General features: G+C 65.2%; 15 protein-coding genes. 2 read left to right on the forward strand and 13 right to left on the reverse strand.

Annotation, left to right across the window (positions count from 1 at the left end):
* Positions 1-113 precede the first annotated feature (113 nt).
* The 5 genes from AMD14_RS14870 to AMD14_RS14890 all read right to left on the reverse strand — a co-directional run bounded on the left by AMD14_RS14870 (position 114) and on the right by AMD14_RS14890 (position 7,234).
* Positions 114-584, reverse strand: a complete 471-nt coding sequence (locus AMD14_RS14870; protein ID WP_015463428.1) for a (R)-mandelonitrile lyase — start codon at positions 582-584, stop codon at positions 114-116.
* Positions 585-680: 96 nt separating this feature from the next.
* Positions 681-1,355: a TetR/AcrR family transcriptional regulator gene (locus AMD14_RS14875; RefSeq protein WP_003488562.1), complete on the reverse strand. Its 675-nt coding sequence runs from the start codon at positions 1,353-1,355 to the stop codon at positions 681-683.
* Positions 1,348-2,859: an efflux transporter outer membrane subunit gene (locus AMD14_RS14880; RefSeq protein WP_011051867.1), complete on the reverse strand. Its 1,512-nt coding sequence runs from the start codon at positions 2,857-2,859 to the stop codon at positions 1,348-1,350. Before AMD14_RS14880 ends, AMD14_RS14875 begins: the two co-directional genes overlap by 8 nt.
* 1 nt (position 2,860) lies before the next feature.
* The gene (locus AMD14_RS14885) at positions 2,861-6,004 is read right to left on the reverse strand and encodes an efflux RND transporter permease subunit (RefSeq protein WP_011051868.1); all 3,144 of its coding nucleotides are present in this window, start codon (positions 6,002-6,004) and stop codon (positions 2,861-2,863) included.
* Between the two features lie 15 nt (positions 6,005-6,019).
* A complete protein-coding gene (locus AMD14_RS14890; protein ID WP_003488557.1) occupies positions 6,020-7,234 on the reverse strand; it encodes an efflux RND transporter periplasmic adaptor subunit in 1,215 nt (404 codons plus the stop codon).
* 107 nt (positions 7,235-7,341) lie between these two features.
* On the opposite strand from AMD14_RS14890, the gene AMD14_RS14895 reads away from it, so the two are divergent.
* Positions 7,342-7,983, forward strand: coding sequence for a TetR/AcrR family transcriptional regulator (locus AMD14_RS14895; RefSeq protein ID WP_040107647.1), 642 nt, complete (start codon positions 7,342-7,344; stop codon positions 7,981-7,983).
* 313 nt (positions 7,984-8,296) lie between these two features.
* Here the strand turns inward: AMD14_RS14895 and AMD14_RS14900 are convergent, their stop codons facing one another.
* The 8 genes from AMD14_RS14900 to AMD14_RS24715 all read right to left on the reverse strand — a co-directional run bounded on the left by AMD14_RS14900 (position 8,297) and on the right by AMD14_RS24715 (position 15,223).
* Positions 8,297-8,803, reverse strand: a complete 507-nt coding sequence (locus AMD14_RS14900; RefSeq protein ID WP_045714603.1) for a transcriptional repressor — start codon at positions 8,801-8,803, stop codon at positions 8,297-8,299.
* A 13-nt stretch (positions 8,804-8,816) separates the two neighbouring features.
* Entirely contained in the window at positions 8,817-10,220 is a 1,404-nt protein-coding gene (gene gltX / locus AMD14_RS14905; RefSeq protein WP_011051870.1) for a glutamate--tRNA ligase, read from the reverse strand.
* A 68-nt stretch (positions 10,221-10,288) separates the two neighbouring features.
* Positions 10,289-11,380, reverse strand: coding sequence for a DUF3616 domain-containing protein (locus AMD14_RS14910; RefSeq protein WP_005912826.1), 1,092 nt, complete (start codon positions 11,378-11,380; stop codon positions 10,289-10,291).
* A 19-nt stretch (positions 11,381-11,399) separates the two neighbouring features.
* Positions 11,400-12,284, reverse strand: coding sequence for a carbon-nitrogen hydrolase family protein (locus AMD14_RS14915; RefSeq protein ID WP_003488549.1), 885 nt, complete (start codon positions 12,282-12,284; stop codon positions 11,400-11,402).
* A 124-nt stretch (positions 12,285-12,408) separates the two neighbouring features.
* Positions 12,409-13,059: a GNAT family N-acetyltransferase gene (locus tag AMD14_RS14920; RefSeq protein ID WP_040107648.1), complete on the reverse strand. Its 651-nt coding sequence runs from the start codon at positions 13,057-13,059 to the stop codon at positions 12,409-12,411.
* Positions 13,056-13,475: a hypothetical protein gene (locus tag AMD14_RS14925; RefSeq protein WP_003488546.1), complete on the reverse strand. Its 420-nt coding sequence runs from the start codon at positions 13,473-13,475 to the stop codon at positions 13,056-13,058. The genes AMD14_RS14920 and AMD14_RS14925 overlap by 4 nt, the downstream gene beginning before the upstream one ends.
* A 7-nt stretch (positions 13,476-13,482) precedes the next feature.
* Complete coding sequence (creD, locus tag AMD14_RS14930; protein ID WP_005929861.1) at positions 13,483-14,802, reverse strand: cell envelope integrity protein CreD; 1,320 nt, start codon at positions 14,800-14,802, stop codon at positions 13,483-13,485.
* 94 nt (positions 14,803-14,896) lie between these two features.
* Complete coding sequence (locus AMD14_RS24715) at positions 14,897-15,223, reverse strand: hypothetical protein (protein WP_003488542.1); 327 nt, start codon at positions 15,221-15,223, stop codon at positions 14,897-14,899.
* Here AMD14_RS24715 and AMD14_RS14935 point away from each other — a divergent pair.
* Positions 15,222-16,034, forward strand: coding sequence for a C1 family peptidase (locus AMD14_RS14935; protein WP_011051873.1), 813 nt, complete (start codon positions 15,222-15,224; stop codon positions 16,032-16,034). The two genes, AMD14_RS24715 and AMD14_RS14935, sit on opposite strands and share 2 nt — an antisense overlap.
* The last annotated feature ends 96 nt before the right edge of the window (positions 16,035-16,130 follow it).

The following is a 16,130-nucleotide window of genomic DNA, read 5'->3' on the forward strand; positions in this document are numbered from 1 at the left end:
GTCTGCCATGCTCAGCACGGGCCGCACAGCGGCCCCTGCAATCCGCCGCCGCGTTCGCTCGCGCTGAGACGGCACCATCGCCGCGCCAGCATCGGCATCGGCATCGCAGCTGTCTACTCCGCTGCATACTGCGCCTCGCTCACCTGCTCCAACCAGGTGACGGGCGCACCGTCCTGCGATTCGGCGACGGCGATATGCGTCATCGCCACGTTGGCATTGGCGCCGTGCCAATGCTTGACGCCGGGCGGAATCCACACGATATCGCCCGGGCGGATCTGCTGCGCCGGCTTGCCCCACTCCTGCACGCGCCCGGCGCCGGCTGTGACGATCAGCGTCTGGCCCAGCGGATGGGTATGCCATGCGGTGCGTGCGCCCGGCTCGAAGGTGACGGTGGCGCCGCCGACGCGTGCCGGCGCGTCGGCCTGGAACGGTGCGTCGATGCGCACCTTGCCGGTGAAATACTCGGCCGACCCCACGACCGATGGCGCACCGCCCGCCCTGCTCACCCTGATCCGCTGCGCAGCCTCATCCGGTGTCACGGCGGCCATCATGGAGACAGATATCGCGGTCGCGAACAGATTCATTGCAGCGCTCCTTCATTTTTAGTCTTGGCACTGTAGCGCGCTGGCCCACCGCCATGACCTGGGCACGCACGACTGCTGCATCGCACGCCGGCCGGCCTAGAATTCGCTGGGCAATTCGCGCTTGCTATCTCCCCCTGGCACCACCGCGTCCGGTCGATACGCCCGCAGGAACAACGCCACCGCGCCGCTGACATACGCATCCAGCTGCACCGACCGCGCACCTGGCGCATCGTCGCGCGCAGCGGCGGTGGCCGGCCGCCCGGTCATCAACCCAAAGAAATGCACCGATGCATCGGGCACGTTGTCGATCACCAATGCCCCGCGTTGCACCTCGCGCGCCAACAACGTGCGCATCATGGTGTCGTAGCGCTCGAAGCACAGCGTCCACATTTCCTCGCGCATCTGGCTAGGCAGCAGTGGCGGGCGTACCAGGCCATACGCGGCATCCTCCCGCATGCTGCTGGCAGACACGCGCAGCACTGCATCGGCCACCGCAGCCAGGCGTTGCTCCAACGGCCCCTGCAGCGCCAGCAAGGCCGTCCAGCGATTGGGCGAGGCCTGCGCCAGCGCTTCCAGGGTGGTGCGGAACAGCACCTCCTTGGACGCGAAATGCGCATACACCGTGGCCTTGGACACCATCGCACGCTCGGCGATGGTGTCCATGCTGGTCCTGTCGAAGCCGTGCTGTTGAAACAGCACGCGTGCCGCCGCCAGGATGGCGCCACGCTTGTCGTGTGGCGCACGTGCAATGGGCGGCGCGTCATCATCCACGCGGCGGCTCCGCTGCTGGGCTCGCGACGGCAGTGGGCGCGGCGGTTTGCAGCCAGCCACCGCCCATGGCCTTGTAGAACGTCACCAGGTTGGTGAAGCGCGACAGCTGGGTGTTGATCAAGGTCTGCTGCGCGCTGTACAGCGAACGCTGCGCATCCAGCGCCTGCAGATAGCTGTCGATGCCCCGTTCGAAACGCGCCTGCGACAGCCGGTAGCTATCGGCAGTGGCATCCACCAGCGCTTGCTGGGCCTGTAGTTGCCTGCCCAGCGTGTCGCGCTGCGCCAACGCGTCGGAGACCTCGCGGAACGCGCTTTGGATCGACTTTTCGTAGCGCGCCACTTCGATATCGCGGTTGGCCTTGGCCATGTCCAGATTGGCGCGATTGCGCCCGGCATTGAAGATCGGCAAGGTCAGCGTGGGCACGAAGCTCCAGGCACGCGTGCCGGCATCGAACAACCTCGAGAGGCTACTGCTGGACGAACCGGTCGATGCGGTCAGGCTGATGCTGGGGAAGAACGCCGCCCGCGCCGCCCCGATATTGGCGTTGGCCGCACGCAAGTTGCGCTCGGCTTCCAGAATGTCGGGGCGACGTTGCAGCAACTGCGACGGCAAGCCGGCCGGCACGCTGGCCAACACATTGCCTTCCACGCTGGCGTTGTCCGGCAATGCATGCGGCAGCAATTCCACCGGCACTTGCGTGCCGACCAGCAGCACCAGGGCGTTGCGATCCTGCGCCACTTGGGCGGTGTAGCGCTCCACGTCCACGCGTGCGGTTTCCACCGTGGTCTGCGCCTGACGCAAGGTCAGTTGCGAGGCCACGCCCAGTTCGAAGCTGCGCTGCTGCAGGCGATAACTGTCGCTCTGACTAGTCAGGGTGGATTGCGCCAGCTGCAGCAACTGCTGGTCGGCCGCCAAGGTCAGATAGGCGGTGGCCACTTCTGCCACCAGACTGATATGCGTACTGCGGCGCGCCTCGGCGGTGGACAGGAATTGCTGCAATGCCTGTTCCTTCAGGCTGCGCACGCGCCCGAACAGGTCCAGCTCATAGGCACTGATGCCGATGTTGGCGCTGTAGGTGCGGAACACCTGCGGCTGGCCGGGAATGGCCAGCTCCGACGGCGTGCGCGCATTGTTGGCGGTACCGGTGCCATCGATCGCGGGCAGCAACGCGGCGCGGTCCACCCGATATTGCGCGCGTGCCACCTCGATATTGAGCGCAGCCACGCGCAGGTCGCGGTTATTGTCCAGTGCCAGCGCAATCACCTGCTGCAGCGTCGGGTCGGTGAAGACCTGGCGCCAGCCGATATCGGCAATATAGGCCGTGTCGGCGTTGTTGCCGGTATCGGCAGTGGCAGCGGCAGCCGGAGGGGCTACCGACACGTCGGTGCCGGCAAATTGCGCTGGCACCGGTGCGTCGGGCCGCGTGTAGCGCGGCATCAGCGTGCAACCGGAAAGCACGCTGGCCACGCCAAGCGCGCAGAGTGTCGTGCGAATCGTGGTCATGTCAGTGTCCTGTCGGTTGCGGTGCGGGCGAAGCAGGCTGTGGACGGCGCTGGAACAGGCCACACACCAGCACGAAGAACAGCGGCACGAAGAAGATCGCCAGCACCGTGCCGGAGACCATGCCGCCGATCACGGCCGTGCCCAGCGCGTGCTGCGCGCCGGCGCCGGCGCCACTGGTCAACACCAGCGGCACCACGCCGAGGATGAAGGCCAACGAGGTCATCAGGATCGGTCGCAAACGCATGCGCGCCGCTTCCAGTGCTGCAGCCACCAGGCTCTTGCCGCCTTCGTGCAACTCCCTTGCGAACTCCACGATCAAGATCGCGTTCTTCGATGCCAGGCCAATGGTGGTGAGCAAGCCCACCTGGAAGTACACGTCGTTCATTTTCCAGGTCAGCATGGCTGCCAGCAACGTGCCGAACACGCCCAGCGGCACCACCAGAATCACCGAGAACGGAATCGCCCAGCTTTCGTACAACGCGGCCAGGCACAGGAACACGATCAGGATCGAGACGCTGTACAACAGCCCGGTCTGGCCGGACGAGGCTTTTTCCTGCCGCGACAATCCGGTCCACTCGAAGCCGATGCCCGGGGGCAGCTTGGCGGCTGCGGCTTCGACGATCTGCATCGCCTCGCCGCTGGAGGCCGCACCCGGCAACGCCATGCCCAGGATCTCCATCGACGGCACGCTGTTGTAACGCTCCAGGCGCGGCGAACCGGATTGCCAGCTTGCCGTGGCGAAGGCGTTGAATGGCACCATGGTGCCGGCGCTGTTGCGCACGAACCAATGGTCGATGTCCTGTGGGTTCATGCGGTATGGCGCAGCGGCCTGCAGCATCACCTTCTTGACCCGGCCCTTGTCGATGAAGTCGTTGACGTAGGTGCTGCCCCACGCGCTGGAGAAGGTGTCGTTGATGTCGGAGATCGACACGCCCATCGCCTGTGCCTTATGCGGGTCGATTTCCAGCTTGAATTCCGGCGTGTCTTCCTGCCCATTCGGGCGTACCGCCACCAGACGCTTGTCCTGGGACAGTTCGGCCAACAATTGATTACGCGCCTGCATCAACGCGGCGTGACCCAGATTGGCGCGGTCCTGCAGCATCAGATCGAAGCCGGTGGCATTGCCCAACTCCGACACCGCAGGCGGTGCGAACGCAAACACCTTGGCATCGCGGATACCGGAAAAAAATGCCCCGGCCTTGGCCGCCACGTCGGTGACGCTCTGGCCCTTACCGGTGCGCTCGTCCCAAGGCCGCAACTTGACGAAGGCAAAGCCCACGTTCTGGCCGCTACCGGCAAAACTGAAACCGGTCACGGCGAAGACACCGGCAACAGACTCCTTCTGATCGACCAGGAAATGATGCTCCACCTGCTTGAGCACATCGCTGGTGCGCGCATTGGTGGCACCGGGCGGCAACTGCACCAGCACGAACAAGGTGCCCTGGTCTTCGTCCGGCAGGAATCCCACCGGCAATTTCATGAACCCGAACACCACCAAGGCCAGCAACGCGGCGTAGGCGAGCATGTAGCGCCAGCCCTTGCCAAGCATGTGCCGCACCACGCCCTGGTAGCCGGTGTTGCCGCGATCGAACAGGCGGTTGAACCAACCGAAGAACCCGGTGGTCGCCAGGCCATGGCCCTTGTGGACCGGCTTGAGCAAGGTGGCGCACAAGGCCGGGGTCAGGATCATCGCCACCAGCACCGACAAGGTCATGGCCGAGACAATCGTGATCGAGAACTGCCGGTAGATCACGCCGGTGGAGCCGCTGAAAAACGCCATCGGGACGAACACCGCCGCCAGCACCAGCGCCACGCCGATCAATGCGCCGGAAATCTGGTCCATCGATTTACGCGTGGCGTCCTTGGGCGATAACTGCTCCTCGCCCATCACGCGTTCGACGTTTTCCACCACCACGATCGCATCGTCCACCAGCAAACCGATCGCCAGCACCATCGCGAACATGGTCAAGGTATTGATGGTGAAGCCGAACGCCGCAAGCACACCGAAGGTGCCCAGCAGCACCACCGGCACCGCAATGGTCGGGATCAGGGTGGCGCGGAAGTTCTGCAGGAACAGGTACATCACCAGGAACACCAGCACCACCGCCTCCACCAGCGTGTGTACCACCTGCTCGATGGAGATGCGCACGAACGGGGTGGTGTCGTACGGCTTTTGCACCTTCATGCCGGGCGGGAAGAACTTTTCCTGCTCTTCCAGGCTTTTATCGATCGCGCGCACCGTATCCAGCGCATTGGCCCCGGTCGCCAGCTTGATCGCCAGACCGGCCGCCGGCTTGCCGTTGTAACGGCCCACCGTGTTGTAGCTTTCGCTGCCCAGCTCGATGCGCGCCACATCGCGCAAGCGCACCTGCGAGCCATCGGACTGCGTGCGCAGCAGGATATTCTCGAATTGCTCGGCGGTCTTCAGCCGGGTCTGGGCAGTGATGGTGGCGTTGAGCTGCTGGTTGGCCAGCGCCGGCAATGCGCCCAACTGGCCGGCGGAAATCTGCGCGTTCTGTGCCTGGATCGCGTTGCGCACATCCACGGGCGTGAGGCTGAAATTGCTCAACTTGTTGGGGTCCATCCACACCCGCATCGCGTACTGCGAACCGAACAAGGTGGTGTCGCCCACGCCTTCGAGGCGGCTGATGGTTTCCTGCACGTTGGCAGCCACGTAATCGGACAGGTCCGAATCGCTCATGCTGCCGTCTTCGGACGTAAAGGCCAGCACGTTGAGGAAGTTGGTGGCCGACTTGGTCACCGTGACGCCCTGCTGCTGCACTTCCTGCGGCAACAACGGCGTGGCCAGCGACAACTTGTTCTGCACCTGCACCTGCGCGGTGTCGGGGTCGGTGCCGTTTTCGAAAGTCAGGGTGATGGTCACCGCCCCGCTGGATTCGCTGGTGGACGCCATGTAGCTGAGGTGATCCAGCCCCTTCATCTTCTGCTCGATGACCTGGGTGACGGTGTCTTCCAGCGTCTGCGCCGAGGCGCCCGGGTAGTTGGCGGTGATGGCGACAGCCGGCGGTGCGATGGCGGGGTATTGCGCAATCGGCAAGGTGGCGATGGAGAGGATGCCGGCCAGCATCACGATGATGGCCAACACCCAGGCGAAGATCGGACGATCGATAAAGAAACGTGCCATGACGTGATCCCGCCTCTAGTTCGCCGCACGCGGTGCGGTCGGGGCAGAAGGACCGGCAGCATTCCCGGCGGCGGGCGTGGCCTTGGGCTGCCACGGCACGGTCTTGACCACGATGCCATCGCGTGCGCGCGACGCGCCTTCGACGACCACTTGCTCGCCGGGCTTCAGGCCGCTGCGCACCAGCCACTGGTCGCCCACCTCACGGTCGGTTTCCAGCGCACGCAACTGCAGCTTGTGGTCGGCGCCGACGACAAAGGCGGTGGGTTTGCCGGCGCCGTTGCGCGACACCGCCTGCTGCGGCACCAGCACGCCCTGCTCCTTGACGCCTTCCTGCAGCACCGCGCGCACGTACATGCCCGGCAACAGCTCGGCGTTCGGATTGGGGAAGACCGCGCGCAGGGTGATCGAGCCGGTGTTCTGGTCGACTGTCACGTCGGAGAACGCCAGGTGCCCCTGCAGCGGGTAGGTGCTCCCATCTTCCAGCAGCAGCGACACCTTGGCCGCACCGTCGCCGGCTTGTTCCAGATCGCCGCGTGCCATCGCCTGCCGGAGGCGCAACACCGCACTGCTGGGCTGGGTGACGTCGATGTAGATCGGGTCCAGCTGCTGGATGGTGGTCAGCGCGGTGGCCTGGTTGGCGGTCACCAGCGCACCCGGGGTCACGCTGGAGCGGCCGATGCGTCCGGAGATCGGTGCGTCAAGCCGAGCAAACGCCAGGTTGATGCGCGCGGTCTCCACGCTCGCCTTGCCGGCTGCCACGTCGGCCTTGGCCTGGCCTAGCGCGGCATCGGTGTCGTCGCCTTCCTGCTGGCTGATCGCTTTGATCTGCGCCAGCTCCTTGTAGCGCTCGGCCTTGAGCTGCGCGGTGCGCAGGGTCGCCTCGGCCTTGGCAAGGGATGCCTGCGCGCTGGCATAGCTGGCGCGGTACTGGGCCGGATCGATCTGGTACAGGGTCTGGCCAGCCTTGACGTCGCCGCCTTCGGTGAACTGGCGCGACTGGACGATGCCTCCCACTTGCGGGCGAATTTCGGAGATCAGGTACGGGACGGTGCGCCCCGGCAACTCGGTAGTGAGCGTCACCGGTTGCTGCTTCACGGTCAGCACGCCCATTTCCGGGGTGCCTTCCTGTGGCGGCGGGCCTCCCGGCGGGCTGCCGCAGGCGCTGAGCAAGGCGGTGGCGGCAACGGCAACAGCAAGCAACGACAGGCGAAACGAGGCATGAGGACGCACGGGCAGTCTCCAACGGGAGGTGTGATGATTAAATCTAAACGGTACGGTTTGGTATCCTAATAAGCGCATCCAGAGCCGTCAAGCATTTCTACCCAGTCGGTATACTTATGAATTATTGGGAGAACCTGATGCGGGTCAGAACAGAAGAAAAGCGCGAGGCCATCGTCCAGGCGGCCAGCGAGGTCTTCCTCGAGCTGGGCTTCGAAGGCGCGTCGATGTCGCAGATCGCCGCCCGCGTGGGCGGCTCCAAGCGCACGCTGTACGGCTATTTTCCGTCAAAGGAAGAGCTGTTCGTGGCCGTCGCCAACGACATGTCGGACCGCTATTTCGACCCGTTGCTGCATGCGCTTTCGCAAAGCAGCGGCCCGGTCGATGAGGCGCTGCAGCGCTTCGGCGAGGATGTGCTGACGTTCCTGTGCGCCCCGCCCAATATCACCAGCTGGCAGACCATCATCGGGGTATCCGGCAGATCTGCGGTCGGCGCGCTGTATTTCAGCGCCGGCCAGGAGGAAGGCATACAACGCTTCGCCGAATACCTGCAGGCACAGGTGGACTGCGGCCTGCTCCACTGCGAAGACACCCTGCTTGCCGCCCACCAGTACGCTGGCTTGCTGGAATCGGAAACCTTGATGCCCTGCCTGTTTGGCGCACTCAAGGACCCCACGCCCGAGTTCCTGCGCGAAGCGACGCGACGTGCGGTGCAGACGTTTCTGGCCGCGTACGGCGGCAAGGCAGGCAAAGCGGCGTGACGTCGGTTGCGACTTCACTGCATTGCTGCGCGACGACGCGCAGTGCGCGCGTACAGACGCCAAGCCTGCGGTCCACTCGGGCGTCTACCCTACCCCGCCGCGTCGGTGGCTTGAACGCAGCATCCTCATCACCGCATGACGCAACCAGGCAGCGATGCTGCGCTGCGCGGTCAGCGCAGGAATGCTGCTGCGGCGATTGAACGGTGTTGCGACCGCGTGTCAACACCTTGCCATCGCACGCATGCTGTCACCCGGGCATTGCGCCACGAGCGCCTTGAAACAGGTCGTGCTCTACGCACGACCTGGCAGCCGATTACTCCGCCACTGCGCATTTCGCGCACAGGCCGTGCACTTCCAGCGTCTGTGCCTGCGGCTGGAAACCGAGCGCCTTGGCGCGGGCTTCCAGTTGCGACACGACGTCGCGATCTTCCAGTTCCACCGCGCTGTGGCAGCGGTCGCAGATCAGGAACGGCACAGAGTGCTGGGCGCTGTTGGGGTGGTGGCAGGCGACGAACGCATTGACCGATTCGAGCTTGTGCACGAAGCCGTTGGCCATCAGGAAATCCAGCGCGCGATACACCGTAGGCGGTGCGTCGGCGCCGACGCCCTTGCCTTCGCGCACCCAGTCCAGCAATTCGTAGGCCTTGACCGGCTTGCCGGCGTCGGCGATCACCCGCAGCACGTTCGCGCGGATCGGCGTCAGCCGCAGGCCGCGTTCGCTGCAGGCACGCTCCACCGCGCGCACGAAGCCGTTGGCGTCGTCGACGTGGTGATGCGGTGCAGTGCAGGCGAGGTCTGGTGCGTGGGTGTGCTTGGTCATACAGGCTCCGGCGTCAGGCCGCTCCAATCTTGATGAGTGCCGCATCGATGCGTTTCAAGGCACCCTCGCGTCCGGCCAGGTACACCGTTTGCGAAATGTCCGGGCTGACCTGGGTGCCGGTGATGGCCACGCGCAGCGGCTGGGCGACCTTGCCCATGCCCAGTTCCAGCGCGGCAGCGGCGTCGTGCAGCGCAGCCGAGACGCTCTCCACGCTCCACGCATCCACGGCAGCCAGCAGTTCGCGCGCCTTGCCCAGCGGCACCTCGGCGCCCAGCTTGAGGTGTTTCATCACCGCCGCTTCGTCATAGGTTTCCAGCGGCTGGTACCAGACCACGGCTTTTTCGGCCATTTCCTTCAAGGTCTGCACGCGCTCGCGCAACGCCACCACCACATCGGCGGCGGCCGGGCCGGCGGCGATGTCCACACCGAGCTTGGCAAGCTGGTATTCCAACTGCGGGGCGATGCTGGCCGGGTCGTCGGTCTTCAGATAATGCTGATTGACCCAGCCGAGCTTGGCCATGTCCAGGCGCGCGGCCTTGGAATTGACGTCCTTGACGTCGAACAGGTCCAGCAACTCCTGCTGGGTGAACAGCTCCTGGTCGCCATGCGACCAGCCCAGGCGGGCCAGATAATTGATCAGCGCATGCGGCAGATAGCCGGCATCCTTGTACTGCATGACGTCGGCCGCGCCGGTGCGCTTGGACAGCTTGGCGCCCTGCTCGTCGAGGATCATCGGCATGTGCGCGAACTTGGGCACCGGTGCATCCAGCGCTTCATAGATATTGATCTGGCGCGGGGTGTTGTTGATGTGGTCGTCGCCGCGGATGACCTCGGTGATGCCCATGTCCCAGTCGTCCACCACCACCGCAAAGTTGTAGGTGGGAAACCCGTCCGGGCGGAAGATCACCATGTCGTCGAGCTCGCTGTTGGCGATCTCGATGCGTCCCTTGATCAGGTCGTCGAACACCACCGTACCGCCGACGGGATTCTTGAAGCGGATCACGCGATTGGGGTCGTCGCGATACGGCAGGTTCTGCTCGCGGGCAGCGCCGTTGTAACGCGGCTTTTCCTGCTTGGCCATGGCGGCCTCGCGCATGGCGTCGAGTTCCTCGCGGGTTTCGTAGGCGTAATACGCCTTGCCCTGCGCGAGCAATTGCTCGGCGACTTCTTGATAGCGGGCAACGCGCTGGGTCTGGTAGATCGGGCCTTCGTCGTAACCCAGCCCCAGCCAGTCCATCGCTTCCAGGATGGCGTCGATCGCTTCCTGCGTGCTGCGCTCGCGGTCGGTGTCCTCGATGCGCAGCACGAACTGGCCGCCGCGGTGGCGTGCCTCCAGCCAGCAATACAAGGCGGTGCGGGCGCCGCCGATATGCAGGTAACCGGTGGGGCTGGGAGCGAAACGGGTGCGGCAGGTCATGGAGCGCTCGGCAAAACGGGAGTCGCCCGATTTTACCTTGCGCAGCGTGGCCCTGCCCGGCCCGTGGCTCAGCGGTTGCGCAGCAGGTCGCCGTACACCACGCAATCGCCGCCGCTGCGTGCCGTGCCCGGAGCGTCGTACAGCACCAGCCAGGTGGGAATCTTGCCGGCCAGGTGTCTGGGCAGGTTGCAGATGGCCTCGGCGCGGTCGCAGTCCTTGCCATGCGGCAGCACTGCCGATTCCAGCAGGTCGTGCTGAAAGCGCACCGGTGCGCGGTTGGCGGCCAGCACGGTGCGCGCATCCGGCCATTTGAACAGGCGGATTTCGCCGTTCAGGACCATCGTCGGCCCGGCCAGCAGGTACAGATCGTCGCCGGAATAATGCAGGTCGCGTACGCCCAGCCCGCCCAGTTGCAGGAAGTGCTTGCGCAGCAGGGTGCCGTCCTCGTCCAGCGGGACCAGGCGCAGGTGGTCGCCGTGGGCTTGCACCTGGATCTCCAGCAGTGCCGTCCAGCCACGCAGCACCGGCCCGCGCAGCCCCAATAGCAAGCGCTGGCCATCGACCACGATGCCTTCGATATCGAAGCCGTTGTCCTTGCCGGGGATCTTCAGGAACGGACCGAAATGCGGGTCGTCGGCCAGCAGGTCGGTGAGCTGGTTGTGCTTGGCGTCGCCCTTGAGCCGCAGCGCACGGCGGCCGTCGGCCGCTTCGCGTACCAGCTGCGGGGTGCCGTCTTGCGCATAGTCGATGGGCAGGCAGGCCAACAGGCGGCGATTGGCATCGAGCTTCAACTTGGTCAGGCGTTTGGCGTTTTCGGCGTCGTCGCGGCCGCGCTTGGCGTTCTTGCGTTTGCTGCCGTGCGAACCGATGACCCACAAAAATCCGTCCGACAGGCCCATACCTTCCAGGTCCGCCTCCTCGCCGTCTTCTCCCGGCAGATCGAGCAGGTTCGCCAACGCAAAGCTCTGCCCCTGGCCGAAGCGCAGCGCCTCCCGCTGTACGGGGTCGAGCTTGCGCAGCCGGTCTACCGCGCAGGCTTCGTCGCCGGCCACCCACAGCCAATCGTCGGTGAAGGCGGCGCCGGACAGATTGCTGTGCACCAGCGCACCGGGCGCGAATTCAAGCCGGACGCTATGCGGAATCAGGGTTTTCTTGGCCATGGGTACCTGGGACGAGGGATCAACCGAACGCGACCAGCTTGGCATGCGTCACATCGGGCGCCAACTGCCCCGGCCAATCGCGGTCGTTGGCCACCTGCGCCTGCGCACGGCTGGCCTCGAACGCCGCGAAGTCCAACTCGGCCAGTGCCCACACTGTCTGGCCCTGCGTCTGCGCCAGCACGCCGTCGGAGGGGAAGCCGACATCCATCGGCGCAAACACCGCCGCCTCGCCGGTATTGATGTCCAACGCCGGGCTCCACGGCGCTTCGCCAGCAGTCACCGACTGCGCGACGAACACGCGATTTTCCAGCGCGCGCGCCAGGCAGCCGACACGCACGCGCATGGCGCCGGCGGCGGTGTCGGTGCAACTGGGCACGATCAACAACCGCGCACCGGCCTCGTATTGCGCACGCACCGGCAGCGGGAACTCGCTGTCGTAACAGATCGCAATCGCGGCGCGAATGCCGTCCAGTTCGAACACCTTCACTGCATCGCCCGGCTCGATCAGCCCGGTGGCTCTTTCGAAACCGGTGAGCTGCAACTTGTCCTGCCAGCCATGCAGGCCCTCCGGGGTGAACCAGTCGCTGCGGTTGCGGTAACGGCCATGGCCAATATCCAGCAGAAAACTGCCGGCAATCAGGTGCAGCCGATGTTCCTGCGCCAAGCCGGCAAACAGCTCCAGCCACGGCGCGCGCAGCGCCTGGATGGCTGCCAGCGATTCGGGCAGGCCGGCAGAAATATGCGTGTCGAACGTTGCGCCCAGCTCCAGCGACAGATATTCGGGCAGCACCGCCACCCGCGCACCGGCTGCGGCGGCTTCGGCGATCAGGGCCGATTGGCGTGCCGCAAACGCGGCGAAATCGACAGGCTTGCCGATGGGGTATTTGGCAACGGCAATTTTCATCTGGTGGCCTTTGGATGATTGAATCGAGGTGGCGAAGCAATCAGGCCGGCAAGCGAACGCATGGTGCAGCGACCTTGCAGCCTGCTCGCGACGCCTGTCAGTCGCCGTAGCGCGCTAGCCGCGCTCACTGCGGCAACACACGTGTCCACACAGACAAGCTGTGGTCGATCTCGCCATGTTGCAACTCCGCCCAGTGCAGGTGCACCCGCATGCCCGGCTGCGGGGCGTAGCCACGTTTGCGCCAGAACGCATCGTTGGGGCGGTAATCGGCTGGCTTGCGCGGGTCGTCGGGCGCCCGTTCCACCGAACAGAACGCGGTCAATGCAAAGCGGCCCCGCGCGCGTGCATGCGCTTCGCGCCGGTCGAAGAATGCATGACCGATACCTTGCCCGCGATACGCCGGCAGCAGCACCGATTCGCCGAAATAGAACACGCTGGCCGGATCGATGCCGGCCGCGCGGAACGGTGCGTGGAACGCGTCGCTGTCATCGAGCAGCGGCAACCCGGTCGATGCACCGATCACCGCATCGCCATCACGCGCCAGCACGAAGACGCTCTCCGGCGATGCCGCATAGGCCGCCAGATAGTCGCGCTCGTATGCGGCATCGCCTTGGTACAGATACGGCCAGGCGGCGAACACGCTGATGCGCAGCTGCGCCACCGCATCCAGATACGGCAGCACCTGCGTGCCGCGCACCGTTTCCACCATCGGCGAGGAGCGAGTCATGCCGGCCATGGTAAGCCAGCAAGAGGTGGCTGCAACGCCATGCTTCAACGCAGCCAATGACCGTGGTTCCAAACGCGGGTCTGCGGCTGTTGCCACAGCAACCACACCGCCGCTTCGTCGGTGGCCAGCAGTACCCCGAGCAGCGCATCGGTGCTGCGTGCCCAATAGCTGCCGTTGCTCAGCCGTTGCCACGGTCCATAGCTGCGTGCCCATGGGTTGCCGGCGCGGATGTGCTGCGCTGCCGCCTGCAAGAACGCATGCCCGCCGATGCGCAGGTGCTGCGCGGTGCGTGCGTGCAGCTGCAGGCCCACCACCCCGCCGCGCCTGTCGCGGTTCAGCGGCAAGGCCGACAGCGCCGAGCTTTCCCAAGCGTGCGGCAGCGCTGCGGGAAGCAGCGCCACCGTGTCGATGCCGGCGGGCAGCAAACGCTGCGCGCGCCGGTGCAAGTGTGCCTGCGCCAGCATGCCGGCCTCAGCGCAGGCTGTTGCCAAGCTCGTACCAATCGAGCTTGCGGGTGACCCACATGATGCTGGTCAGGATGCCGAACAGCAGCAACGATCCCATCAGCAGCGCGTTGTCCTCGGAGATCAACAGGCTGTAGAGCACCGCGTACAAAGCGGTGAGCATCACCGAAAAGCCAGCCGCACGGATCCAACTGCGCAACACGCCGGACAGATAGAAGAACTGCAGGCCGATACACGCCGCCGCCGACACCAGATAGGCCTGCCAGAACGCGATGTGTTCGGAAAGGCTGAGCAGCAGCAGGAAGAAGATCGCCAGCGCCAGGCCCACCAACAGGTACTGCAAGGGGTGGATCGGCAGGCGCTTGATCAACTCGAACAGCACGAAGGCCACGAAGGTCAGCACCACGAACAGGATGCCGTACTTGCTGGCGCGGTCGGCCTGGGTATACACGTCCACCGGGTCGACCAGGCGCACTTCCAGCGTATCCAGCGCCGCATGGCTGGACTGCAACTGCGTCTGCGCACCGGTGGCCAGCGACGACAGCGACCAACTCGCATCGAAGCCCGTCGGTCCGATGCTCGGCGCATTCGGCAGGAAGCGGCCGCCGAAGGACGGGTGTTGCCAGGCCGAGCGCAGGGCGATCTCGTTGTTGTCGGCGATCGGCGCGATGGCCAGCCGGCGCGTGCCGTCCAGCACGAACTGCATGTCCACCACGTTGCCGTCCTGCAGCCGGCCGGCGACCGGGTCGGCCAGCGGGCCCAGTTGGGCATGGATGCCCGCCGAACGGTCGGCCAGTGCGCCTGCACCGCTCTCCAGCGCCAACGTGCGGCCATCGACCTGCAAGCGCGGCGTGCCCACCAACCCGCGCACGTCGGACATACCGATTGCCAGGTACGGCTGGCCATACGCACGGGTCGGCGCAGCCGCGTAGTCGAAGGAGTCGTATTCGGCATGCAAGGTGGCTTTCCAGGAATACACCTGCACCCGGTACAAGCCCACCTCGCGCACCGAGGGCACCATTTCGCCGCTGAGTTTCAGGCGACGCGGCGTTTGCAGCAGCGTCCCTTCGCGCTTGCGCCAGACCTTGCGCTGGTTGCCCTGCTCGTCCGGCTCGGTGACCTGCACGTCTTCGGTATACGGCAGTACCCGCACCGGCGCGATGAACTGCTGCTCGCCAGCCTTGCTCTGCGCCACCCGCTCCACCGCCTCGTCGCGGTAGCGCGCGCGGTCCTGCACCGCGCCACGGATCAGGAGCAGCGGAATCAGCAACAGCAGGATCAGCCCACCGATGGTGGCGAACCGCAATAACAGTTTCAGGGATTTCATCGGCCATCCTCATCTTGGGAGGTGGCCAGGGTGCGCTGCGCCGGTGTCGCAGGTTTGAGGCGAATCTGAAGCGAAGGTGAAGTGCGCGACCCGGTTATTCGACGACCGCCACTGTGACGCATTGACGAAATACGGTTTTCAACTCTCCAAAGTGCAACCCGTGCCCAAAACAGGCTTCCGTTTGATCGGCAGCACTTCGCCTTGCCGCCGCACGCGTCGCCTTCACGCGTAACGATGCATGGGCAGGTGCGCAGCCCCGAATCCCTCCTTTTATCTGATCGCCGCTTCCAGTTCGCTGTTCTTCGATGAGGTCTTCAGCCGCATGCGCTGCTTCGGCGCTGTCATGGCTGCATGCCGATTCGGCAGTGGTTTGGTCACTGCGCACGACTGCATTCCTCTCTTGCCTGGAGCTGTCTTCCATGAACACGCACCGTTCGCTCGCCCTTTGCCTGCTCGCCGCCCTGAGCCTGACCGCTGCCACCGCGCAGGCGGCAGTGCACGGCATGGGCCTGAAGCCTTCGTCGTTAATGCAGCCGGTCACCCCGTTGTTCGGTACCGCAAGCGTTAGCACACCGCTGCCTGCCAGTGTCGACCTGACTGCATGGGCGATCACGCCGGGCGACCAGGGCCAGATCGGAGCATGCGCGTCATGGGCGGCCGCTCACACCTTGACCGGTTGGTATGCCAACGCCAACAAACAGGCCCAGACGCGCTTTGCCCCGATGTACCTGTACAGCCAGGTCAACGGCGGCGTGGATGAAGGCTCCACCCTGGAAGCGCCGCTGGAGATCGCGCTTGCGCAGGGCATCGACACCGAGCAGCACTATTCGTGGGGCAACTACGACTGGAAACACCAACCCACTACCGCCGACAAGGCCAACGCTGCCAAGAACCCGACGCCGTATCGCCACTACACCGTGCTGTATTCGGGCAACGGCAATGGGGGACGCGCCTTGATCGAACAGATCAAGCTCGCCCTTGCCTCTTCCACGCCGGTGGCGATCGGCTTCTATGTGCGCCAGGGCTTTGAAGACCTGACAACCAAGAATCAGGTCGATTACGACGTCAAGACGCCGATTCTGGGTGGGCATGCCGTGATCGCGCTGGGCTACGACAGCGAAGGACTGATCGTGGAAAACAGCTGGGGCACCGAATGGGGCAACAAGGGTTTCGGCAAACTGTCCTGGTCGGTGGTCGCCAAGGATGTGATCGGCGCCGACGTGGTGTACTAGGACAGCGCGGCCACGCGCCGTACGCTGCGTGACGCAGGCGCGGCATGTGCTCTGGCGCATGCCGCAGCCTTGAACGCACGGCTGCCACAGGCGCCA

This window comes from Xanthomonas citri pv. citri (assembly GCF_000961215.1).
In the GTDB taxonomy this organism is placed as follows: domain Bacteria; phylum Pseudomonadota; class Gammaproteobacteria; order Xanthomonadales; family Xanthomonadaceae; genus Xanthomonas; species Xanthomonas cissicola.